Source organism: Actinosynnema pretiosum, from assembly GCF_024171695.1.
GTDB classification, from domain to species: Bacteria; Actinomycetota; Actinomycetes; order Mycobacteriales; family Pseudonocardiaceae; genus Actinosynnema; species Actinosynnema pretiosum.
Genome location: NZ_JAMTCF010000013.1, coordinates 23,053 through 45,545 on the forward strand (window position 1 = coordinate 23,053; position 22,493 = coordinate 45,545).

A 22,493-nucleotide genomic window follows, 5' to 3' on the forward strand; every position below is an offset into this window, starting at 1 on the left:
GCTGTGGTCATTTTTTCCACGCGAGGTCGGCTGGGGGCGATCGTCCTGGTGAGGGGGCGGGAGTGGGGTGGTGAAGTCGTCGTTGGTGGGTGGGGTGTGGCGGCGGTGGTGATGGTGATGGTGGTGGCGGTGGCGGTGGCGGGCGGAGGTTCTCGGTGGGGCGGGGGTCGGGAGCCGGGGTGGCGTGGGCACCCAGCCGGGCGGAGGTGCTCGGCGGTGCGGGGCGGGTGGCGGGTCGGGGCGCACTGAGGGGCGGGGTGGCTGGCGGGGCGGGGATGCTCGGCGGGGCAGGTGCGCCCAGCCGGACAGCGGTGCTCGGCGCGGCGGGGTAACCGGTAGGGCGCGGCACCCGGTGGGGCGGAGGTGGTCGGTCGGGTGCGCCTTGCGGGGTGGGTGCGCCTTGCGGGTTGGGGCCGCTCGGTCGCTCAGGTTCGCGCCGGAATATTGGAATCGGTCTGCACTGAAGGAATAGTGGTAAGCGCGCCAGGCACGCACGTCGCGGTCACCGGCAGGGCGCGCTGGCGCTCGCCGTCCGCGTAGGCGGTCCACGCGGGTCCGGCCAGGCGGATCGAGGACGCGCGGAAGGTGTGCACCGCCGGGTGCGCGGTGTGGTCGCCGGTGCGCAGGGTGGGCAGCACGCGCAGCAGGGTCCGCCTGCTCACCGCCTCCACCACCGTGACGTCGAACAGCCCGTCCTCCGGGTCGGCGCCGGGGCAGACCGGGACGCCGCCGCCGTAGCTGCCGGTGTTGCCGACCGCGACCAGCAGCGCGTTCACGCCGATCTCGCCGTTCGGGGTGCCCAGCAGCAGCCTGCCGGGGCGCGGGCCGAGCAGCTCCGCGAGCAGGGCCAGGTCGTAGCGGCGCGGACCGGCGGGCCAGCGCATCCGGTTCGCCCGCGCGTTGACCGCCGAGTCGAAGCCCGCGCACAGCACCGTCGCGAACCACCGCCCGCCGCGCACCCGGCCGAGGTCGACCCGGCGGCGCTCGCCCGAGCGCAGGGCCGGGGCCAGGTCCGCCGCCGAACGGGTGCCCAGCGCCCTGGCCAGGTCGTTCCCGGTCCCGGCCGGGATGACGGCCAGCGCGGTCGGGGTGCCCGCGCAGGCCTGGAGGGCCACGTGCGCGGCGCCGTCGCCGCCCAGGACGACCAGAGCATCCGCGTTCGAGCCCACCGCCCGCGCGGCCAGCTCCGCGGCCTCGGCGGTGCTGGTGGGGACCAGCAGGTCGAGGACGTCCACGGACTCGCGCAGCAGGGCCGCGGTGGTGCCCGCGATCCGCGCGGCGGCTCCCCCTCCGGAGTTCGGCGACACCAGCAGGGCGGCTCTGGTCACGGCGGCGCTCCAGTCGGTCGGGGTGGTGCTGCCCACGCGGAACCCTGCGAGCTTAGGAGCGGGAGGGCGGGGGGCGCTCGCAGTGCGCGGGAACACGAAGTGCGCGGGTGCGCGGGTGCGCTGAGAAGCGGGAGCGTGGTGCGGCCGAGAGCGTGGAGCGGCCAGGAGTGTGACGTGGCCAGGAGCGCGTAGGGCCGGGAGCGCGTAGGGACGTGGAACGCCGGAGACCCCGGAACGCCGAGGACCGGCTGGGCTGGGCCCGGCCGGTCCTCGGAGGTCGTCGCACGCGGATCAGCGCACGCGGATCAAGGGCACGCGGATCAGGTCGCGTCCTCGTCGTAGTTCACCCTGCGCTCCGGCTGGGCGGCGGGCTGGGTCGGAGGCTGCGACTGCGGCTGCGCGGCGGTCTGCGGCGGCACGGGCTGCGGCTGCGCGGTGGTCTGAGTGGGCGCGGTCTGGGTGGGCGCGGTCTGGGTCGCGGTCCTGCCCTGGCCGGTGTCCTCCACCTGCGACGGCGTGTAGTCGAACGGCGAGGCCTCGTCGTCGGACAGGCCCTCCCAGTTCTCCTCGGGGCCGAACCCCTCCTCCAGGCGCTTGCGCGCCTTGCGCTTGTCGTGCAGGCGGGCGATCTGGGTGGCCATCTCGAACAGCAGCGCCAGCGAGATCGCGAGCGCGACCATCGAGATGGGGTCGGTGCCCGGCGTCGCGAACGCGGCGAACACGAACAACCCGAAGATCAGCCCTCGGCGCCAGCGCTTGAGCTTCTCGTACGGCAGGATGCCGACCGCGTTCAGCATCACCACCACCAGCGGCAGCTCGAAGCTCACCCCGAAGATGATCAGCAGCGCCAGCACGAAGTCGATGTACGCGGTGCCCGACAAGGCGGTCAGGAACTTGTTGTCGCCGAACCCGACCAGCACGGACAGGCCCTGCGGCACGACGTAGAACGCCAGCACCGCGCCCGCGAGGAACAGCAGCGACGCCACCCCGACGAAGATCAGCGCGAACTTGCGCTCCTTCGCGTACAGGCCGGGGGCGATGAACCGCCACAGCTGGTTCAGCCACAGCGGCGCGGTGAGCACCGCGCCCGCCGCCGCGCCGACCTTCAACTGGATCATGAAGGCCTCGAACGGCTGGGTCTGGAGAAGCTGGCACTCCTGGTTCTGGTTGAACCGGTCCTCCAGCGGGATGCCGCAGTACGGCGAGATGATGATGTCGCCGAGGCTGGGCGTGCCGAGGATGCGCCAGCTCCACCAGATGAAGCCGAAGATCGCGCCGATCGTGACGAAGAGCAGCGCCCAGCCGAGCCGGTTGCGCAGCTCGTAGAGGTGGTCGCGCAGCGACATGGTGCCTTCGGGGTTGTGCCGCCTGCTCTTCAGCTTGCGGCTCTCCCGCCTGCGCGACAACCACCCAGGGCTCGCCCCCACGGCGTGGACCGTCCTTCACTGCTCGTCGGCCGGGACTGGCTCGCCCGGCACCGCTCGTCGTTCGGCGAGGTCGCGCGCAGGGCACGGGTGGCGGCCCGTGCCGCTCGCGGCGCGACCGGTTTCTGTCGTCGACCGGCTCGCCGCCGGTCTCGCTGCCCGGCCGCGAGCGGCGCGGGCAACCGGGTCAGTCCTGCTTGGGCTGCACCGGCTGGGCGACCGGCTGCTGCTGCACCGGCTGGGCCACCTGCTGGGGCTGGGCGGTCGGCAGCGGCTGGACGGGCTGCTGCACCGGCTGGACCTGCTGCACCGGCTGCTGGGTCTGGTCCTCTTCGCGCAGGCCCTTGGTCTCGGCCTTGAGGATCTTCGCCGAGCGGCCGAGCGAGCGGGCCATGTCCGGGAGCTTCTTCGACCCGAACAGCAGCAGGACCACCACGGCGATGATCAGCAGTTCAGGTACTCCGAGATTGGGCATGGTGTTCCTCCTGTCGGCCCCGGTTCCTCGATCGTAGCCGGGGTTCGCCCTGGCGGGCCTGGTCCGGACGCCGCTGTTGGAAGGCCACCCCGAGCGCGGCCAGGCGCGCGCGGAGGAAGCCGACCCGATCGCCGACCCTGTCGCTCATCAGAGTGCTTGCCGCGCGGACGCGGCGCAACGACCGGGTGACCTTGAGCACGGCCACCACCAGGATGACCAGCCCGAGCAGCACCAGTGCTAGGGACGGCAAGTACGGCACACCGACAACCGTATAGGCAAGCGGTTCAGTGAAGTTGATCCGCCCGGTCCAATGCCGCCCTCGCCTGCCGCGCCACGGCCTCGACCAGCTCGGCGGGCTCCTCGGCGCGCACCTCGCCGCCCTGCCCGAGCACGAGCCGGACCATCCAGGCGGTGTCGGTGTAGCGCATCAGCACGCGCGCGCGGCCGTCCGGCAGCTCGACCATCGCCTCGGTCGGGTAGTACTCGGCGAACCAGCGGGCGTCCGGCTCCAGCACGAGCACGGCGGTGCGCTGGTCCGGGTCGGGCTGGAACAGGCCCTCGGAGGTGTCGGTGGGCACGGCGTGCGGCGGTGGGCTGGCGGGCTCGTCGAGCACCTCGACGGCGTCGACCCGGTCGACCCGGAACAGCCGCACCCCGTCGGCGGCCCGGCACCAGGCCTCCAGGTAGCTGCGGCCCTCGACCAGCAGCATCCGCATCGGGTCCACGACGCGGTCGGTGATCTCGTCGCGGGACGGCGTGTAGTAGCGCAGGGCGAGCGCGCGGCGGGCGCGCACGCCCTCGGCGATGGCGTCCCGCACCCGCGCCGTCTCCGGGCCCTCGCGCACGGCAAGGCCGACCGCGACGCCGGAGGGCTGGGCCTGGCCGACGGCGGACTCGACCTTGGCGACGGCGCGCTCGACGGCGGCCTTGTCGGCGACGCCGGGCGTGTCGGCGAGCGCGCGCAGCGCCACCAGCAGCGAGGTGGCCTCGGCGGCGGTCAGCCGCAGCGGGCGGCTCATGCCCGCGTCGAACGTGACGGTGACCGTCTCGCCCTCGAACGAGAGGTCGATGAGGTCACCGGGGCCGTAGCCGGGCAGGCCGCACATCCAGAGCAGTTCCAGGTCCTTGCGCAGCTGCTTGGGGGTGACCTGGAAGTCGGCGGCGGCCTCGACGATCGGGATGCCGGGGCGGGCCAGCAGGTACGGGACCAGCGCGAGCAGCCTCGGCAACCGGTCGTTCGCCGAGGTCACGCGACCACCCCCGTCCCGCGCAGCGCGCCGAGCAGGCGTTCGCGCACGCTCTTGGCCAGCACCTCGGGCTCCAGCACGACGGCGTCGGGGCCGAAGCCCGCGATCCAGCCCGCGGCCGAGTCCGGGAAGTTCAGCTCGATCTCCAGCAGGTCGCCGGGGACGCCGTCCAGCTCGCGCTCCCCCACGACGCGCGCGCGGCGGCGCAGTCCGTGGCCTCGGCCCTTGGCGACCCACAGCTTCGCGGGCGCGGGCGGTTGCGGGGAGGGTTGGGTGCGGGCGACGAAGCCGAGCAGGTCGACGTCGTCGGGCCTGGTCACGGCACCGGGCTTGCCGAGGGTGCGCACGTCGCCGACGATCCGGGACAGCCGGAAGCACCGCGTGGCCGCCCGGTCCCGGTCGTGCCCGACGAGGTACCAGCGCCCGCGCCAGGCCACCACGCCCCACGGCTCGACGGTGCGGGTGCGCACCTCGACCGGGCTGGGGCGGCGGTAGTCGAACTCGACCACGCGGCCGGTCTGGGAGGCGGCGAGCAGCGGCGGGAACGCCGGTTCGGTCGCCCGGACCTTCGGCTCGACCGGCACGTGCACGTCCTGGTCCACGTCGACGCCCGCCGCGCGCAGCTTGAGCAGCGCGCCGTGGGCGGCGCCGGTGAGCTGCGGGGAGTCCCAGAGGCGGCCGGCGAGCGCGACGGCGGCGGCCTCGTCGGGTTCGAGGTCGATGTCGCCGAGCTCGTAGTCGCGGCGGGCGATGCGGTAGCCGTCGACGGAGTCGAAGGCGCCGCTGCGCCCGGTCTCCAGGGGGACGCCCAGGTCGCGGAGCTCGGACTTGTCGCGCTCGAACATGCGGAAGAACGCCTCGTCCGTCGCGGCGTCGGTGTATCCGGGGACGATGGCGCGGATGCGCTCGGCGGTCAGGTACTGGCGAGTGGAAAGCAAGCACAGGACCAGGTTGACGAGCCGCTCAGCACGTGCGGTGGCCACGACGGAACCCTAACCCCGGAGGGGGGTGGGGTGGTGGGCATCCCCGGTGGTTTGGTGGGCGAATGGTCCGTTGGGGTGGGTTTTGGCTGGTGGGAGGGGTGGGTGGGAGTTGGTGAGTGGGCCGTTCGCTTGGATGGCGGGGGCACCGCCGTGGCGGAGCGGGCGGGGTGGGTGAGGTGGGGCGGGGTGGGGTGGGCGAGGTGGGGCGGGGTGGGTTGGGTGGTGGATGGCGGGTTGGCGGGGGCGGCCGGTCGGTCAGGGGCCAGCGTTCCCCCTCGGATGTGCGGACCGTTCACTCACGACCGTGCGGACCGTTCACCCCACTCGCGAGCGTGCGGACCATTCACCCCAGGCGTGCGGACCACTCACCCTGGATGTGCGGACCACTCACCCCACCCTGCAGACGTGCGGACCGTTCGCCCCCGGAAATGCGAACCACTCACCCGACTCGCAAGTGTGCGGACCACTCACCTCAGGTGTGCGGACCATTCACCCCGGATGTGCGGACCACTCACCCCAGGTGTGCGGACCGTTCGCCCCGGATGTGCGGACCGTTCGCCTCACTCGTGAGCGTGCGGACCGTTCACCCCAGGCGTGCGGACCATTCACCCCCGAAACCGCCCGAACGAGAGGCGTTGGGTGGCGCGGCAGGCAGGCAGGCAGGTGACCAGTGGCTGGTCAGGTTGCAGTAGGTGGGGTGCAGTAGGTGGTGGTGGTCGTGGGTGGGGTGGTTGTGGTCTGCTGGGGCGGGTCAGTCGTCTTCGGTGAGCATTCCCTCGGGTAGACCGGGCACGTCGCCGGGGAGCCAGATCGGTGGGGTGTTCGGCAGTTCGTGGTAGCGGCGCAGGCCCGCCAGGCCGCCCAGCCAGCCTGCCCACTCGCCGTGCGGTGGGTGGTCCGGGTCGAAGCCGGACTGGGTGACCACCAGGGTGGTGCCCTCCTCGGCGTCGGTGGCGTTGGTGGCGTTGGTGGCGTCGGACAGTTCCCAGGTGTGCGTCGAGCGGCCCCAGGCGATGCGCATCATCCGGTCGGGCTCGTACGCCGCCACCTGTCCGGGGGACGGGTCCAGGTCGAAACCGCCCATTGCGAAGCGGCCTCCCGGCCAGGGCTCGATGTCGACCTTCGCGCCGAACCAGCGCTCGTAGCGCTCCGGCTCCACCAGGGACGCCGCCACCTCGGGGCGGGGTGCGCGGATCAGCACCTCGGCTCGGAACTCGGCTAGGCCCGGCGTGAAGTCCGGCCTCGGGCCCACCTCGCGGCCCTCGACGTGGTCGACTAGGTCGCACAGGGCCAGCACCCAGAAGGTGTACAGCCAGGCCAGCACGCCCTCCTCGGCGACCGCCGCCTCCCAACCGGGGAAGTGGCTCTGCGCCAAGTGCACCTGCGTGCCGCCACCGTCCGTGACCAAGCGGAACTCGACCGTGGTCTGCTCGCCGCCGACGTCCCACCCGAGGGTGAGTGCCCGGTCCCCCGCCTCGCCGTCGACCACGGCTAGTACCCGCTGCTCACCGCCGGGTGACTGGCGTCCCCCGAACGTGAAGCGGGTGGGCAGGTCGACCTCGGACTCCTCGGCCAGCCACGCCCGGACCTCGGCCTGCTCGGTCAGCGCGCGCCACACCCGCTCGACCGGAACGCCCGCGCGCACCGCCAACCGCACCGTCTCGCCCACAGCGACCCCCTGACGTCCCGACGACAGCGAGGAACCAGCAGACCACGGCGCACCCGATCCCGTCACGGCGACGTGCCCCGTCTCGACGCGGCGGCGTGCCCGATCCCGTCACGGCGACACACCCGGTCCCGCCGCGGCGACACGCCCCGTCCCGATGCACCCCGTCCCGCCGCGGCGGCGTGCCCGCGACGGGAACCAGAACCAGGTCCAAGACCAAGTCCAGAACCAGGTCCAAGACCAAGTCCAGGACCAGGTCCAAGTCCCAGGCCTGCGGCCTGTGGCCTGTGGGCCTCAGCAGCCGAAAAGCCCCTACAGCGACGCGATCAGCCGCTCCACCCGCTCGTCCACCGCCCGGAACGGGTCCTTGCACAGCACCGTCCGCTGCGCCTGGTCGTTCAGCTTCAGATGCACCCAGTCGACCGTGAAGTCCCGTCCGGCCGCCTGCGCCGCCGCGATGAAGTCACCGCGCAGCTTCGCCCGCGTGGTCTGCGGCGGGGTGTCCTTCGCCGCCTCGATCTCGCCGTCGTCGGTCACCCGCTCGACCTGCCCCTTGCGCTGGAGCAAATCGAACACCCCCCGCCCGCGCCGGATGTCGTGGTACGCCAGGTCCAGCTGGGCGATGCGCGGGTTCGACAGGTCCATGTCGTGCTTGGCCTGGTACCGCTCCAGCAGCCGGTGCTTGATCGCCCAGTCGATCTCGCGGTCGATCTTCGACAGGTCCTGCGCGGCCACCGCGTCGAGCGTGCGGCCCCACAGCTCCAGCACCCGCTCGGCCATCGGGTCGGGCGAGCGCTTGGCCACGTGCTCCACCGCCCGCTCGTAGTACTCGCGCTGGATGTCCAGCGCCGACGCCTCCTTGCCGCCCGCCAGCTTGACCGTGCGCCGCCCGGTCAGGTCGTGGCTGATCTCGCGGATGGCTCGGATCGGGTTGTCCAGGCTGAAGTCCCGGAACTGCACGCCCTGCTCGATCATCTCCAGGACCAGGTTCGCGCTGCCCACCTTGAGCAGCGTGGTCACCTCGGACATGTTCGAGTCGCCGACGATGACGTGCAGCCTGCGGTAGCGCTCGGCGTCGGCGTGCGGCTCGTCGCGGGTGTTGATGATGGGCCGGGACCGGGTGGTCGCCGACGAGACGCCCTCCCAGATGTGCTCGGCGCGCTGGGACAGGCAGTAGACCGCGCCGCGCGGGGTCTGGAGCACCTTGCCCGCCCCGCAGATCAGCTGGCGGGTCACCAGGAACGGCAGCAGCACGTCGGCGATGCGGGAGAACTCCCCCGCGCGGGCGACGAGGTAGTTCTCGTGGCAGCCGTAGGAGTTGCCCGCCGAGTCGGTGTTGTTCTTGAACAGGAAGATGTCGCCGCCGATGCCCTCGTCGGCGAGCCTGCGCTCGGCGTCGACGAGCAGGTCCTCCAGGATGCGCTCGCCCGCCTTGTCGTGGCTGACGAGCTGGGCCAGGTCGTCGCACTCCGCCGTCGCGTACTCGGGGTGCGAGCCCACGTCCAGGTAGAGCCGCGAGCCGTTGCGCAGGAAGACGTTGGAGGACCGCCCCCAGGACACGACCCGGCGGAACAGGTACCGCGCGACCTCATCCGGGGACAGCCTGCGCTGCCCGTGGAAGGTGCAGGTCACCCCGAACTCAGTCTCAATGCCGAAGATCCGCCGCTGCATCCCTCAACAGTAGGCGCATCCCGGCCCGCGTCCAGTGATCCAATCGGGCGGAGCGGCGCGTTCGCCGATAACGTTCCGGGTGTGCGCCGACGTGTGAACCAACTGGATCAGGCACTGATGGAGCGCGTCGCCGACCTGCCGCCGTCGCGGCTGGACCGGGGGCTGAAGGCGCTCACGAAGACCGCGAACCACAGCGTGCTGTGGTTCGCGGTGGCGGGCGTGCTGGCGCTGCGCAAGGGCAGGGGCAGGCACGCGGCGCTGCGCGGGATCGCCGCGATCGCGGGGGCCAGCGCGTCGGCGAACCTGGTCGGCAAGACCCTGTTCCCGCGCCGCCGCCCCGCCGCCGACCTGCTGGACGTGCCGCGCAGGCTGACCAAGCGGCCCACCTCGTCCTCGTTCCCGTCGGGGCACTCGGCGTCGGCCGCCGCGTTCACCACGGCGGTGGCCATGGATCACCCGATCGCGGCGGTCGCGATCGCCCCGATCGCGGCGGCGGTGGCCTACTCGCGGGTGCACACCGGGGTGCACTGGCCGTCGGACGTGGCGGCGGGCGTGGCGGTCGGGGTGGGCGCGGGGCTGCTGACCCGGCGCTGGTGGCCGCTGGGCCGCGACGAGCCGGCGTCGGCCAGGGAGCACGCGTCGCTGGACGCCCTGGCGGAGGGCGAGGGGCTGGTCGTGGTGGTCAACCCCAGCGCCGGGTTCACCTCGGCGGACCCGTCCGAGGCGATCGCCGAGCAGTGGCCCAAGGCCATCCTGGTCGGGATCGACGAGCTGGGCGCCGTGCTGGAGCACCGGCCGCGCGCGCTGGGCGTCGCGGGCGGGGACGGGTCGGTGGCCGCGGTCGCGGCGGTGGCCGCCGAGAACCGGTTGCCGCTGGTCCTGGTGCCCGCCGGGTCGCTCAACCACTTCGCGCGCGACGTCGGCGTGACCGGGCTGTACGACACGGCGCGGGCGGTCGCGGCCGGTGACGGGGTGGTGGTGGACCTGTCGACGGTGCAGGTCGACGGGGCCGACCCGCGCTGGTTCGTGAACACGGCGAGCCTGGGCGGCTACCCGGACATGGTGCGGCTGCGCGACAAGCTCCAGCACCGGTGGGGCAAGTGGCCCGCCGCCGCGATCGCGATGGGGCGGGTGCTGGCCACGTCCAAGCCGCTGCGGGTGGAGCTGAACGGCGAGCCGCACCTGGTGTGGATGCTGTTCGTGGGCAACGGGCCGTACCGGCCGAAGGGGTTCGCACCGACCACCAGGCCCGCGCTGGACCGGGGGCTGATGGACGTGCGGTTCATCCGGGCCGACACGAGGATGTCGCGGACCCGGTTCTTCCTGGGCGCGCTGCTCGGGTCGCTGCACCGCAGCCGCACCTACCGGCACATGGAGACGCGGCGGTTGGACGTGCGGGTGCTGGGGCGGTCGGTGGCGATCGCGACGGACGGGGAGGTCGGGCCGACCGGGTCGCGGTTCTCGTTCCGGGCTCGGCCCGCCGCGCTGGGGATCTACCGGGCTTGAGGCGCTCTCGGGTCCCCCGGCGGTCGGGTTGATCGACGTGGTCGCGCTCGGCCCCTAGGCTCGGCGGTGATCGCGGTTCCGGGCGGCGGGAAGGTGCGGGTAGGTCAGTGGGCGCCGGTCGGGCGGCAGCGGGCAGGGACGTCGAGGTCGAGGCGCTGCGGCAGGCGGTGGCGCGCGCGGCCGGGACCGGGTCGCCGCAGGTGGTGGAGGTCCACGGGGAACCGGGGATCGGCAAGACCGCGCTGCTGGACGAGCTGGCGGTCCTGGCGCTGGAGCGGTCGTTCGAGGTGGTCTCCGGGCGGGCCGGGGAGTACGAGCGCGGGGTGCCGTTCGGGATCGTCGCCGAGGCGCTCGGCGGGTTGAAGCCGGACGACACGACGCAGGCGCTGCTGGACTCGCTCACCCCCGAGGGCGCGCCGGGTGAGGCCGGGCAGGCCGGGGTCGCGCACCGGTACCGGCTGCACCGGGCGGTGCGGCGCACGCTCGGCAGGCGGGCAAGGCCGTCGGGGCTGGTGGTGCTGCTGGACGACGTGCACTGGGCCGACGTGGCGTCGCTGGAGCTGCTGGAGTCGCTGCTGCTGGACCTGCCGGAGGCGCCGCTGGTCGTGGCGGTCGCGTACCGGGCGCACCAGGTGCCCGCCGGGCTGCCCGCCGCGCTGGGGCGCACCCGCGCCGAGGTGACCCGGTTGGCGCCCGCGCCGCTGGTGGAGCGGGACGTGGCGGTGCTGCTGCCGGACGTGCCCGCGCGCAGGCGGGAGCTGCTGACCAGGGTGAGCGGCGGGAACCCGCTGTACCTGGACGCGCTGGCGCGGTTGGACGAGCGGGCGCTGGCGGCGCTGGACCGGGAGCACACCGATCCCGAGGACCTGCCGCGCAGGCTGGGGGCGCTGCTGACCGGGGAGCTGCGGGACCTCGCGCCGGACCGGTTGCGGGTGGCGCACGCCGCGGCGGTCGCCGGGGACACCGCCGAGGTGGGGTTGCTGGTCGCGGTGGCGGGGCTGCCGGAGGACGAGGTGTTCGCGGCGGTCGACGAGCTGACGGAGCTGGGGGTGCTGCGGCCGTCCGGTGGGCGGTTCCGGTTCCGGCACCCGCTGGTCAGGGCGGCGGCGTACCAGTCGGCGGGGGCGGCGTGGCGGATCGGGGCGCACCGGCGGGCCGAGGAGCACCTGCGGGCCTGCGGCGGGCCGCTCGCGCTGCGGGCGCACCACACGAGTCGGGCGGCCCGGCGGGACGACGTGGCGGTGGGGACGCTGGTGGACGCGGCGGTGGTGGCGGTGGACAGCGCGCCCGCCAGCGCCGCCGGGTGGTTGCGGACGGCGTTGGAGCTGCTGCCCGAGGGGGACGGCCGGTCGGCCGGGCTGCGGGTGCTGCTGGCTCGGGCGGTCGGGTTGGCGGAGCGGCTGCCGGAGAGCAGGCGGATCCTGCACGGGGTGCTGGACTCGGCGGTGCCGGACCGGCGGGAGGCGGTGCGGTTCAGCGCGGTCGCGGACCGGCTGCTGGGGCGGTTCGACGAGTCGAGGGCGTTGCTGGAGGCCGAGCTGGCGGCGGGCGGGACCGGCGGCGGCCGGGGGCCGCTGCTGGTGGAGCTGGCGGCCACCGAGGTGCTGCGCGGGGACACCGCCTCGTGCGCGGCGCTGGCGCGCGAGGCCGTGGTGGACGGGCGGGAGCGCGGGGACCGGGGGCAGGAGGCCGCCGCGTCGATGCTGGTCGGGTTGACCTCGTTGCAGGACGGCGACGCCGGGGCCGCGCGGACCTGGGCCGCGTCGGCGGTGCGGTTGGTGGACGGGTTGCCGGACACGGCGCTGCGGGACCACCTGCACGTGCTGCCGCCACTGGGGTGGTTGGAGCTGCGGCTCGGGGCGCGGGAGGACGCCGAGCGGCACCTGCGGCGGGGCGAGGAGGTCGCGCTGGCCACCGGGCGGGCGCACGTGCGGCCGTACCTGCGGGTGGTGGTGGCCGACCTGGCCGCGTCGCGCGGGGAGCTGGCGGTGGCGGTGGAGACGGCCGAGGAGGCGCACGAGGCGGCCGAGGCGCTGGGGAGCCCGGAGCTGGCGGCGATGGCGGTGGCCGCGCGGATCGAGCCGGTGCTGTGGCGGCGGGGGCCCACGGCGGCGCTGGACCTGGCCGAGGAGGGGCGGCCCCGGTCCGGGTGGTGGGCGCGGGAGATGGACGCGGCGGTCGCGGTGGCGCTGGTCAGGGCCGGGGAGCTGCGGCGGGCCGGGGAGCTGGCCGGGCGGCACGCGGGCGCCGGGGGAACGCGGGCGCGCGGACTGGCCTCGGTGCGGTGGTGCGGGGTGCTGGCGGTGTGCCAGGCCGGGGGCGGGGCGTGGAACGAGGCGCTGGGGCTGGCCGAGCACGCGGTGCGGGTGGCGGACGAGCTGGGGATCGCGTTCCAGCGGGGTGAGGCCGCGCTGGCTCGGGCCGGGGTGCTGGCGGCCTGCGGGCGGTTGGCCGAGTCGGTGGACGAGGCCGGGGTGGCGGTGGAGCGGTTCGGCGAGGCCGAGGCCCCGCTGCAGGTCGCGCTGGGGCACGAGCGGGCGGCGTCGTCGTTGGCCGCCGCCGGGGACTTCGAGGCGGCTCGGGCGGCGTTCGGGCGGGCCAAGAGCGGGTTCTCGGCGTGCGGGGCGCTGTGGTTGCTGGGGCGGGTCCGGGCCGGGGAGTCGCGGTTGGGGGCTCGGGCGCCCAGGCCCCGGCGGCCCGAGGCGGTGGGGACCGTGGAGGCGTTGTCGGGGCGGGAGCGGGAGGTCGCCCGGCTGGTGGGCGAGGGGTTGACCAACCGGGAGATCGCCGAGCGGTTGTCGTTGTCGGCGAAGACGGTCGAGGCGCACCTGGCGCGGGTGTTCACGAAGTTGGGGGTGCGGTCCAGGGTGGGCGTGGTGCAGCGGTTGTCCGGGCGGGGGTGACCGGGCGCCCGCGCGCGTGGGTCGCGCGGGCGGGGGCCGCGTGGTCAGGCGCGGGCGGCTGCGATCAGGATCGCGGCTGACTCGGTGGCCGACGCGAGCAGGGCCTGCTCGTCCGGGACGAAGCGGCGGGCGAAGCCGGTCAGCAGCAGGACCGCGTGGCCGTGGGCGGTCGCCACCAGCTTCTCCAGCAGGGCCAGGGCCGCCTCCGGGGTCCCGGTGACGGTCAGGGCGTCCGGGAGCAGGTGGTCCATCACGGCCCGGCCCGCCTCGGCCAGGGCCCGGTCGTCGCGCGCGCGCAGCTCTTCGGCGAACACGAGGTCGATCCCCGCTCGGTGGCGCGCGGTGACGACGGCGCAGGCTCCTGCGGCTGCGGCCAGGCGGGCCTCCGGGGTGGGCAGGGGCGCGGTGGCCCGGCGCATCTCCTCGGCCAGCAGGGTCGCCAGCCTGGTCGCCACCGCCGCGAGCAGGTCCTCCCGGCCGGGGAAGTGCCGGTAGGGGGCTCCGGGGCTGACGCCGGTCCGGCGGGCGGCCTCGGCCACGGACAGGGCGGGCAGGCCGCCTTCGGCGACCAGGGTCAGACCGGCGTCCACGAGCGCTGCTCGCAGGTCGCCGTGGTGGTAGGTCGGGCGCTTGGCCACGGGGCGCTCCTCACGCGCTCGACAAGTCGGTGAGAGACCTCTTACATTGGAGTGTGTAAGAGGTCTCTTACACGAGTGCTCGTTCCAGGAGGTCCCATTGTCGGGCAACGCGGATCGGATCAGCGGCAAGGTCGTCGTCGTCACGGGCGGCGGCAGCGGGATCGGGGCCGCCACGGCCCGGCTGCTCGGCGGGCTCGGGGCGCGGGTCGCGCTCGGGGCCCGGCGGGCGGAGCGGGCCGAGGAGGTCGCCGCCGAGGTGCGGGCGGGCGGGGGCGCGGCGGTCGCGGTGGGGGTGGACGTGCGGCGGCGGGAGGAGGTGCGGGAGCTGGTCGGGGTGGCGCTGGAGCGGTTCGGCGGGGTGGACGTGCTGGTGGCCAACGCCGGGGTGATGCCGGTGTCGCCGCTGGACGAGCTGCGGGTGGACGACTGGGAGGCCATGGTCGACACGAACTTCAAGGGGGTGCTGCACGGGGTCGCCGCGGCGCTGCCGGTGTTCCGGGCGCAGGGGCGGGGGCACTTCGTGCACGTCGCGTCCACCTCGGCGCACCGGGTCGTGCCCGCCCAGGCGGTGTACTCGGCGACCAAGGCGGCGGTCCGGACGTTCTCCGAGGGGCTGCGGCAGGAGGCGGGTGAGCGGCTCAGGGTCACGGTCGTCTCGCCGGGGTTCACCGCCACCGCGTTCGCCGAGCACGTGACCAGCCCGGCCGCGCGGGAGGGGTTGAAGGCGCTGGGCGAGGACACCGCGATGCCGCCGGTCGCGGTGGCCGAGGCGATCGCCTACGCCATCGGGCAGCCGGACGGGGTGGACGTCGGGGAGATCGTGGTCCGGCCCACCGCCCAGGCGTGACCTCCGACCGGTGCGAACGGCCGGAAGCGCCCGAGGCCGTCCCCACCGCGCGGTGGGGACGGCCTCGGGGGCTCGACCGGGGTCAGGCCTTGTCGTCGTTCGGCGGGAGGTTCACGTCCTTCGCGGACTTCGCGTCGTCCGCGTCCGGGGCCGCGTCCGCCGTCTCCTCCAGCAGGGCCGCCAGCGCGGTGGCCTTGAGCCTGCGGAACGCGCGCCTCGGGCGGTCGCGCTCCAGGACGGCCGCCTCCAGGTTCGCGGCCTCCAGGAGGTCCGGCTTGCCGTTGCCGGTGGACGCCGAGCCCGCGCTCAGCGCCTTCACGGCCACGCGCAGCGCCGCCGCCAGGTCGAGGCCCTCCTCGTAGGCCTCCTTCAGCGCCGTCGCCGTCGTCTCGGCCTGACCGCCCATCACGGCGTGCTGCGGCTCCTCCACGATCGAGCCGTCGTAGGTCAGCCGGTAGAGGGTGTCGTGCTCCGGGGTGTGACCGACCTCGGCCACGCAGATCTCCACCTCCAGCGGCTTGATCTGCTCGGTGAAGATCGAGCCGAGGGTCTGCGCGTACACGTTCGCCAGCGAGCGGCCCGTCACGTCGCGCGGGTCGTTCTGGTAGCCGCGCACGTCGGCGAAGCGGATGCCCGCCTGCCGCAGGTTCTCGAACTCGCTGTACCGGCCCACGGCCGCGAAGCCGATCCGGTCGTAGATCTCGGAGACCTTGTGCAGGGTGCTCGACGGGTTCTCGGCCACGAACAGCACGCCGTCGGCGTACCTGAGCACGACGACGCTGCGGCCCCTGGAAATGCCCTTCCTCGCGTACTCCGAGCGGTCCCGCAGGATCTGCTCGGGTGAGGCGTACAACGGCATCGTCACTGGTGCGGCTCCTGGGCTCGGGCGGACAACACGGGGGGCACGGCTCAGCCCGCCGGGCGGGCGCGGCGGCCCTCGACGACGGTCTCGGCGATGGCCGAGGTCCGCTCCTCGGGCAGGTGGGCGGCGCCGTCGGCGGTGACCGTGACGACCACCGGGAAGATCCGGCGGACCAGGTCGGGGCCGCCGGTGGCCGAGTCGTCGTCGGCCGCGTCGTACAGGGCCTCGACGGCCGCGCGCACGGCCGCGTCGGCGTCCGCGTCGGGGTCGTAGAGCTTCTTCAGGGCGGACTTGGCGAACAGCGAGCCCGAGCCGACCGACTGGTAGCCCAGGGTCTCCTCGAAGCGGGCGCCGGTCACGTCGTACGACACGATCCGCCCGGCCCGGTCGGGGTCGGGGGCGTCGGTGTCGTAGCCGACGAACAGCGGGACGACGGCGAGACCGGCCAGCGCGGCGTCCAGGTTGCCCTTGACCATGCCGGAGAGCCGGTTGGCCTTGCCGTCCAGGGACAGCGAGACGCCCTCGATCTTCTCGTAGTGCCGCAGCTCGACCGCGAACAGCCGCACGATCTCGATCGCGATGCCCGCGGTGCCCGCGATGCCCACCGCCGAGTAGTCGTCGGTGACGAAGACCTTCTTCATGTCGCGCTGGGCGATGACGTTGCCCATGGTGGCGCGCCGGTCGCCCGCGATGACCACGCCGCCCTTGAAGGTCAGCGCGACGATCGTGGTGCCGTGGGCCGCCTGCACGACGCTCCCCTCGGGGAAGGACCGCGCGGTGGGCAGGAGCTCGGGCGCCTGCGCGCGAAGGAAGTCGGTGAACGACGAAGACCCCGGCCTGAGGTAGGCCGGGGGCAGCGACGCGGCCGGGTAGCGCCCGGTCGAGCTGTTGTCCATGTGCTGTTTCTTCTCCTGTCCCGCAGGCTCGTGCTGACTACCGGCAGAGGTGACCGGCGGCCGTCACTCGCCGCCCTTCTGCACGTACGCGCGGACGAAGTCCTCCGCGTTCTCCTCCAGCACGTCGTCGATCTCGTCGAGGATGGCGTCGACGTCCTCGCCGAGCTTCTCGCGGCGCTCCTGGCCGGCAGCCGCCGCGGCGTCACCGCCGTCGTCGCCGTCGCCGCCGCCCTGCCGCTGAACCTGTTCCTGGGCCATGCCGACCTCCCCGGTCCTCGGGTCCTGCCCGGTCAACACTACCGAGCAGGACTGACATTCCACGTCTGCCACTCGGGGCTGGTGATCAGCCCTGGGCGATCAGCCCCTGGTGAGCGCGTCCACCAGCTCCTCGGCGGTGTCGGCGGCCTCCAGCAGGGCTCCGACGTGCGCCTTCGTGCCGCGCAGGGGTTCGAGGGTGGGGATGCGGACCAGCGACTCGCGACCCAGGTCGAAGATCACCGAGTCCCAGGAGGCGGCGGCGACGGCGCTCGGGTAGCGCTCGAGGCAGCGGCCCCGGAAGTACGCCCTGGTGTCCTCCGGAGGGGTGAACACGGCCTCCCGCACCTCCTCCTCGCTGACCAGGCGCTTCATCGAGCCGCGCGCGACGAGCCGGTTGTACAGGCCCTTGTCCAGCCGCACGTCCGAGTACTGGAGGTCGACCAGGTGCAGCCGGGGCGAGCCCCAGGCCAGGCCGTCGCGGGCGCGGTAGCCCTCCAGCAGGCGCAGCTTGGCGACCCAGTCGAGCCGGTCGGCGCACTCCTGCGGGTCGCGGGCCAGCGCGTCCAGGACCTCGCCCCAGGTGCGCAGCACGTCCCGGTCGCCGTAGCCCTCCTTCTCGACGAACTCGCAGGCCCGCTCGTAGTAGGCGAACTGGAGGTCGAGCCCGGTGAACTTGCGCCCGCCCGCCAGCTCCACGCTCGCCTTGAGGGTCGGGTCGTGGCTGATGCGGTGCACGGCGCGCACCGGGTCGAGCAGCCGCAGGTCGTCGAAGCGGCGACCGGCCTCGATCATGTCGAGCACGAGCGAGGCGGTGCCGACCTTGAGGTACGTGGAGTACTCGGCCAGGTTGGCGTCGCCGATGATCACGTGCAGCCTGCGGTACTTGTCCGCGTCGGCGTGCGGCTCGTCGCGGGTGTTGATGATGCCGCGCTTGAGCGTGGTCTCCAGGCCGACCTCGACCTCGATGTAGTCGGCGCGCTGGGAGAGCTGGAACCCGGCCTCCTCGCCCGACGCGCCGACGCCGACGCGGCCGGAGCCGGTGATCACCTGGCGGGAGGCGAAGAACGGGGTGAGGCCGGCGATCACCGAGGTGAACGGGGTGCTGCGCTGCATCAGGTAGTTCTCGTGGGTGCCGTAGCTGGCGCCCTTGCCGTCCACGTTGTTCTTGTACAGCTGGAGGCGCGGCTGGCCGGGGACGGTGGCGGCGCGCATGGCCGCCTCCTCCATGACCCGCTCCCCCGCCTTGTCCCAGATGACCGCGTCGCGGGCGTTGGTGACCTCGGGGGCGGAGTACTCGGGGTGGGCGTGGTCGACGTACAGCCTGGCCCCGTTGGTCAGGATGACGTTGGCCGCGCCCAGGTCCTCCACGTCGCCGTCGCCGGGGCCGGGGTGCCCGCCGGGGTGGCCGAGGTCGAAGCCCCGCGCGTCGCGCAGCGGGGACTCGACCTCGTAGTCCCAGCGGGCGCGCCGGGCGCGGGGCACGTCGGCGGCTGCCGCGTACGCCAGCACCACCTGGGTGGAGGTGAGCACCGGGTTCGCGGTGGCGTCACCCGGCACAGCGATGCCGTACTCGACTTCCGTTCCCATGATCCGCCGCATACTGCGCAGCCTACGGCGTGACGCGCCCCGCGTGCCGGTGGACGAGCCGGTTTCTCACCCCGAGGACAGGCCGGCCGCCGGGCGGATTCGGGCCGCCGAACGGGCGGGGGCGAGCGCGGACAGGACGGCGAGCGCGAGCACGGCGGAGCCGCCGACGAGCAGCGGGGCGACGGCCGCCGACGGCCAGACCAGGAGGCCGAGGCCGGCGAGCAGCAGTTCGGCGTAGAAGGTGCCGAACAGGCCGCCGCCGAGCAGGCCGGTGAGGGCGAGCAGGACGGCCTCGGCGAGGACGCCGCCGAGCAGGCCGCCCCTGGTCACGCCGAGCGCGCGGCGCAGCGCCAGCTCCTTGCGGCGCTCCTGGACGGAGATGGTGAGGGCGGTGCCGATGCCGGTGACGGCGACGGCGGCGGACAGGCCCATCAGCAGCATGAGCAGGGTGAGGCCCTGGTCGAGCGAGGCCTGGGTCTCGGCCCCCCAGTCGCTCAGGGTGGTGATCAGGGTGGTGGGGTTGTCCGGCAGCGCGGCGGCGACGGCGGCCTGGTAGGCGTCCGGGTCGGCGCCGTCCCGGAGCGAGACGAGGACCCGCGTCACCCCTTCGGGGTCCGGGGTGCCGAAGACGGCGTCGGCGTAGTTGAGCAGGCCGCCGTCGACGACGTCGGTGAAGCGGGCGGTGCGGGGGCCGCCGGGCAGGTCGTTCAGGGTGACGGTGTCGCCGCGCTGGACGCCGAGGGCGCCTGCGGTGTGGGAGGCCAGCAGGACCTCGTCCGCGCCGAGCTGGACGGTGACGTCCTCGGCTGCGAGCCAGTCGCGCATCCGGGTGGGGTCGGCGAGCATGACGGTGGCGCGGGTGGGGCGGGCGCCGGTGGTGTCGGTGGTCGGCCAGGCGCCCTCGGCGACGGTGACCGGCACGGCGGCGCGCACCTCGGGGGCGTTCTCGGCGGCGGCGACGGCCTCGGGCGGCAGGGGCCTGCGGCCGGTGTCGGCGACCTGGGCGTCCGGGCGCTGCTCGGCGACCCCGGACAGGGCGGTCTGGGTGGTCCCGGCGGTGACGGCGAAGAAGCTGACCATGGCCGAGGCGAGCAGCAGCGGCAGGGCGACCGAGGCGGCGCGCTGCGGGACGCGGCGGACCTCGGCGGTGGCGAGCTTCCACTGGGCCTTGGACTCGGCCGGTCCGCCGAGGCGGGTGGCGACCGCGCCGAAGACGCGGCTGAGCGCGGGCACGACCACCGGGCCGAACACGCCGAACAGGGCGGTCGCGGCGCACATCGACGAGAAGAACACCAGGAAGACGGCCGCGGCGGACTGCTTGAGGACGAGCGCGCCCGCGCCGAGTGCGACGGCGGACACGAGCAGCGCGCCGCCGAGCAGGCGCCTGCGCAGCCTGGGCACGGCGATCGTGCCGTCGGCGGTGCGCAGGGCGGCCAGCGGGGCGACGCGGGCGGCGGACAGCGACGGGCGCAGCGCGGCCACGGCGCTGAGGACGGCGGCGGTGACGACGCCGATCACCAGGTAGGTGGGCGAGGGCAGGGCCGCCGGGGCGAGGTCGACCGCGCCGAACATCTCGGACAGGCCGACGCCGTCCATCACCGCGCCGAGCGCGCGGGCGAGCGGGCCGGAGAGCAGGGCGCCCGCCAGACCGGCCAGTGCGCCGCTGATCAGGGCCTCCACCAGGTTGGCGGTGAGCAGCGGGCCCCGGAACGCGCCGAGGCAGCGGAGCAGGGCGGTGGTGCGCTGGCGCTGGAGGTAGACGGCGCGGAAGGTCGCCGAGGCGACGAACACGGCGGTGGCGAGCGCGAGCAGGCTGAACGGCAGGAGCATCACCCACAGCTCGGTGGCGTCGCCGCGCTCGGCGGTGACGGTGGCGGCGGTGCGGGTGACGGCGGTCGGACCGGCGGCCTGGTCGACGGCGTCGAGCGCGCCGCCCTGGACGGCGAGCGCGGTGGTGACCGGCTGGGGGTCGACCCTCGCGGCGAGGGCGGGGCCGATCGAGGCGGTGGGGGAACCGCTGGTGGCGCCGCGCTCGGTGATGCCGCTGACGACGACCTGGACCGGGCGGCCCTCGGCGTCGGCGATGGAGATCAGGCCGCCGGGGACGAGGTGGTGGCGGTGGGCGGTGACCCGGTCGACGGCGATCTCGCCGTCGGCGGCGGGCGGGCGGCCCTGGGCGATGGCGACGGAGCCGTCGGGGTCGACGTCGGCGACGGTGCGCTCCTCGGTGGCGCGGCCGTCGTCGAGCAGCAGGTCCAGCTCGACGCGCCGCTCGGGCACGACCGCGCGCACGCCGGGGGCGGCGGCGATCCGGTCGGCCGTGGCCTGGTCGAGCCTGCCGCCGCTGAAGGGCTCGGGCAGGACGACGAGGTCGGTTCCGGCGGGCAGGGCGCGGGCGCCCTGGGCGGCCGAGCGCGCCATGGCGTCGCTGAGGAGCAGGGTCGCCAGCAGGCAGGCCACCCCGACGAGCAGGGCGACGGCGGGCAGCACCGCCCGGCCGGGGTGCGCGCGCAGCTCGGCGATGGCGAGCCGCAGGGACGTGGGCACTTCGGTCCTCCTCGGGACGCGGCGGCCGGGTGGTCCCGGCCTGCCGGAAGTCTCGTGGGGGCGGGGGCGCGCGGGCATCGGTCCGGGGTCGCGGGCCGGTGTACGACCGGGGTGCCGTGGCGGGTAGTCCTCGGGGAGGATCGGCGGGTGGAGCTGGTGGCGCTGGTTGATCCGGATGGGGCAGTGGTGGGGCGCGCGTCGCGGGCGCGCGTGCGGGCCGAGGGTTTGTGGCACTCGTGCGCGGCGATCGTGGTGCTGTCGGGGGACGGCGAGCGGGTGTACGTGCACCGGCGGACCGACACCAAGGACGTGTACCCCGGCCTGTACGACCCGACGTGCGGGGGTGTGATCGCGGACGGGGAGTCGCCGGAGGAGTGCGCGCGGCGGGAGCTGCGGGAGGAGCTGGGGGTGGTGGCGCCGGTGGAGTTCTCCTACCGGGCGCCGTTCGAGGACGGGAGCATCCGGTACGTCGCGCACGTCTACCTGGCGCGGTCCGACGGGCCGTTCACCCACCAGCCCGAGGAAGTGGCCTGGGGCGGGTGGGTGCCGCTCGCTCGGGTCCGCGAGCTGGTGGAGGACCCGGAGTGGGCGGTGGTGCCGGACGGGCGGGCGCTCGTGCGGCGGTTGTTCTCGGCCGGGGGTGGGCTCTCGTCCGGAGGTGGGGTGAGCGGGGGCCCGACCCGGTGAGCCGGTCGGTCACCGGGTCGGAGCGGTCCGGCGGCGGGCCCCGCCGCTCAGGTCCAGGCGAGCGAGCCGCGCGTGGACCAGTACCCCTCGGCCGGTTCGACGAGCTCGTCGAGCGCGTCGGCGGGCACGTCCAGCTCGGTGGCGCGCAGGTTGGCGTGCAGCTGGTCGGTGCTCGCGGCGCCGGACAGGACCACGTCGGCCCACGGCTGGGCCGCGACCAGCGCGAGCGCGACGGCGTCCGGGGTGGCGCCGAGGTCCCGCGCGAGCTCCCGCAGGGGCGCGGGCGGCTGGACGGCGAGGCGGCCGTTGGCCACGCCCTCCTTGACGTAGACCTCGAAGCCCGCCGCCGACGCCTCGGCCAGCGCGGGGCCCGCCGAGCGCTCCAGCGCGTTCCAGGTGGACTGCACGACGGTGAACAGCGGCTGCCCGTCGACCTCCAGGGCGAGCGCGCGGCGGACGGTGTCGGCCTGGCGCGGTCCCGTGGTGGAGAAGCCGACCTTGACGTCACGGGTGCGCAGCGCGCCCAGGGCGCCCTGCAGGGCCGGGTCGTCGAACAGCGGGCTGTCCGCCGTGAGCGAGTGCACCAGGTAGCGGGAGGGCTCGATCAGGGCCGAGGTCTCCTCCCACTGCCCGGTGAAGCGTTGCAGCGAGTGCTCCTTGACCTCGTGCACGTCGGCGTCGGCGCGCCAGTCCGCGACGTACGCGTACCCCCACTTGCTGGAGACGACGACGTCGTCGTGCCCGCGCTCGGCGAGCCACTCGGACAGGAAGCTCTCCGACAGGCCGTAGGAGCGGGCGGCGTCGACCCGGCGCACACCGGCGGCGTGCGCGGCGTCGAGGACGGCGTGGCAGGCGGCGCGCATGGAGTCGACGTCCCTGGTGGCGGGGAGCGCGCCGTCGCGGCCGAGGTTGATGTAGGCGGGCCTGCCCAGCGCGGCGAGACCAAGGGCGAATTCGGACACGACCGC

General features: G+C 74.6%; 19 protein-coding genes. 4 read left to right on the forward strand and 15 right to left on the reverse strand.

Annotation, left to right across the window (positions count from 1 at the left end):
• Window positions 1–425: 425 nt before the first annotated feature.
• The 8 genes from LV78_RS25295 to pafA form a co-directional block, all read right to left on the reverse strand.
• Entirely contained in the window at window positions 426–1,364 is a 939-nt protein-coding gene (locus LV78_RS25295; RefSeq protein WP_253848124.1) for a diacylglycerol/lipid kinase family protein, read from the reverse strand.
• 284 nt (window positions 1,365–1,648) lie between these two features.
• Window positions 1,649–2,674: a twin-arginine translocase subunit TatC gene (gene tatC / locus LV78_RS25300; protein ID WP_253848340.1), complete on the reverse strand. Its 1,026-nt coding sequence runs from the start codon at window positions 2,672–2,674 to the stop codon at window positions 1,649–1,651.
• 265 nt (window positions 2,675–2,939) lie between these two features.
• Complete coding sequence (tatA, locus tag LV78_RS25305; protein ID WP_253848125.1) at window positions 2,940–3,227, reverse strand: Sec-independent protein translocase subunit TatA; 288 nt, start codon at window positions 3,225–3,227, stop codon at window positions 2,940–2,942.
• Entirely contained in the window at window positions 3,205–3,486 is a 282-nt protein-coding gene (locus LV78_RS25310) for a bacteriophage holin (protein WP_253848126.1), read from the reverse strand. Before LV78_RS25310 ends, tatA begins: the two co-directional genes overlap by 23 nt.
• 25 nt (window positions 3,487–3,511) lie before the next feature.
• Window positions 3,512–4,477 (reverse strand): helix-turn-helix transcriptional regulator, encoded by a 966-nt coding sequence (locus LV78_RS25315; protein ID WP_253848127.1) that lies wholly within the window; start codon window positions 4,475–4,477, stop codon window positions 3,512–3,514.
• Window positions 4,474–5,457, reverse strand: coding sequence for a helix-turn-helix transcriptional regulator (locus LV78_RS25320; RefSeq protein ID WP_253848128.1), 984 nt, complete (start codon window positions 5,455–5,457; stop codon window positions 4,474–4,476). The genes LV78_RS25315 and LV78_RS25320 overlap by 4 nt, the downstream gene beginning before the upstream one ends.
• A 751-nt stretch (window positions 5,458–6,208) precedes the next feature.
• On the reverse strand, window positions 6,209–7,126 hold the full coding sequence (locus LV78_RS25325; RefSeq protein ID WP_253848129.1) for an SRPBCC family protein: 918 nt from the start codon (window positions 7,124–7,126) through the stop codon (window positions 6,209–6,211).
• Between the two features lie 309 nt (window positions 7,127–7,435).
• Window positions 7,436–8,794, reverse strand: coding sequence for a Pup--protein ligase (pafA, locus tag LV78_RS25330; protein WP_096492763.1), 1,359 nt, complete (start codon window positions 8,792–8,794; stop codon window positions 7,436–7,438).
• Window positions 8,795–8,911: 117 nt separating this feature from the next.
• Between pafA and LV78_RS25335 the strand changes: the two genes are divergently transcribed.
• Together LV78_RS25335 and LV78_RS41740 are read left to right on the forward strand one after the other, a co-directional pair.
• A complete protein-coding gene (locus LV78_RS25335; protein WP_253848341.1) occupies window positions 8,912–10,300 on the forward strand; it encodes a bifunctional phosphatase PAP2/diacylglycerol kinase family protein in 1,389 nt (462 codons plus the stop codon).
• A gap of 107 nt (window positions 10,301–10,407) precedes the next feature.
• Window positions 10,408–13,203, forward strand: a complete 2,796-nt coding sequence (locus tag LV78_RS41740; RefSeq protein ID WP_253848130.1) for an ATP-binding protein — start codon at window positions 10,408–10,410, stop codon at window positions 13,201–13,203.
• 44 nt (window positions 13,204–13,247) lie between these two features.
• On the opposite strand, the gene LV78_RS25345 is transcribed toward LV78_RS41740, so the two are convergent.
• Window positions 13,248–13,841, reverse strand: coding sequence for a TetR/AcrR family transcriptional regulator (locus LV78_RS25345; RefSeq protein WP_253848131.1), 594 nt, complete (start codon window positions 13,839–13,841; stop codon window positions 13,248–13,250).
• Window positions 13,842–13,938: 97 nt separating this feature from the next.
• Between LV78_RS25345 and LV78_RS25350 the strand changes: the two genes are divergently transcribed.
• Window positions 13,939–14,688, forward strand: coding sequence for an SDR family oxidoreductase (locus LV78_RS25350; RefSeq protein ID WP_253848132.1), 750 nt, complete (start codon window positions 13,939–13,941; stop codon window positions 14,686–14,688).
• Between the two features lie 82 nt (window positions 14,689–14,770).
• On the opposite strand, the gene prcA is transcribed toward LV78_RS25350, so the two are convergent.
• From prcA to LV78_RS25375, 5 genes are all read right to left on the reverse strand, one after another.
• A complete protein-coding gene (gene prcA, locus LV78_RS25355; protein ID WP_253848133.1) occupies window positions 14,771–15,553 on the reverse strand; it encodes a proteasome subunit alpha in 783 nt (260 codons plus the stop codon).
• A gap of 44 nt (window positions 15,554–15,597) precedes the next feature.
• Window positions 15,598–16,446 (reverse strand): proteasome subunit beta, encoded by an 849-nt coding sequence (prcB, locus tag LV78_RS25360; RefSeq protein WP_253848134.1) that lies wholly within the window; start codon window positions 16,444–16,446, stop codon window positions 15,598–15,600.
• Window positions 16,447–16,509: 63 nt separating this feature from the next.
• A complete protein-coding gene (locus tag LV78_RS25365) occupies window positions 16,510–16,704 on the reverse strand; it encodes a ubiquitin-like protein Pup (RefSeq protein WP_015801069.1) in 195 nt (64 codons plus the stop codon).
• Window positions 16,705–16,803: 99 nt separating this feature from the next.
• Window positions 16,804–18,303 carry a depupylase/deamidase Dop gene (gene dop / locus LV78_RS25370; protein ID WP_253848135.1) on the reverse strand — a complete coding sequence of 500 codons (1,500 nt, stop codon included), beginning with the start codon at window positions 18,301–18,303 and terminating at the stop codon, window positions 16,804–16,806.
• Window positions 18,304–18,357: 54 nt separating this feature from the next.
• Window positions 18,358–20,838 carry an FtsX-like permease family protein gene (locus LV78_RS25375; protein ID WP_253848136.1) on the reverse strand — a complete coding sequence of 827 codons (2,481 nt, stop codon included), beginning with the start codon at window positions 20,836–20,838 and terminating at the stop codon, window positions 18,358–18,360.
• 147 nt (window positions 20,839–20,985) lie between these two features.
• On the opposite strand from LV78_RS25375, the gene LV78_RS25380 reads away from it, so the two are divergent.
• Complete coding sequence (locus LV78_RS25380; protein WP_253848137.1) at window positions 20,986–21,525, forward strand: NUDIX hydrolase; 540 nt, start codon at window positions 20,986–20,988, stop codon at window positions 21,523–21,525.
• A gap of 47 nt (window positions 21,526–21,572) precedes the next feature.
• Here the strand turns inward: LV78_RS25380 and LV78_RS25385 are convergent, their stop codons facing one another.
• Window positions 21,573–22,487, reverse strand: coding sequence for an aldo/keto reductase (locus tag LV78_RS25385; RefSeq protein WP_253848138.1), 915 nt, complete (start codon window positions 22,485–22,487; stop codon window positions 21,573–21,575).
• Window positions 22,488–22,493: the final 6 nt, after the last annotated feature.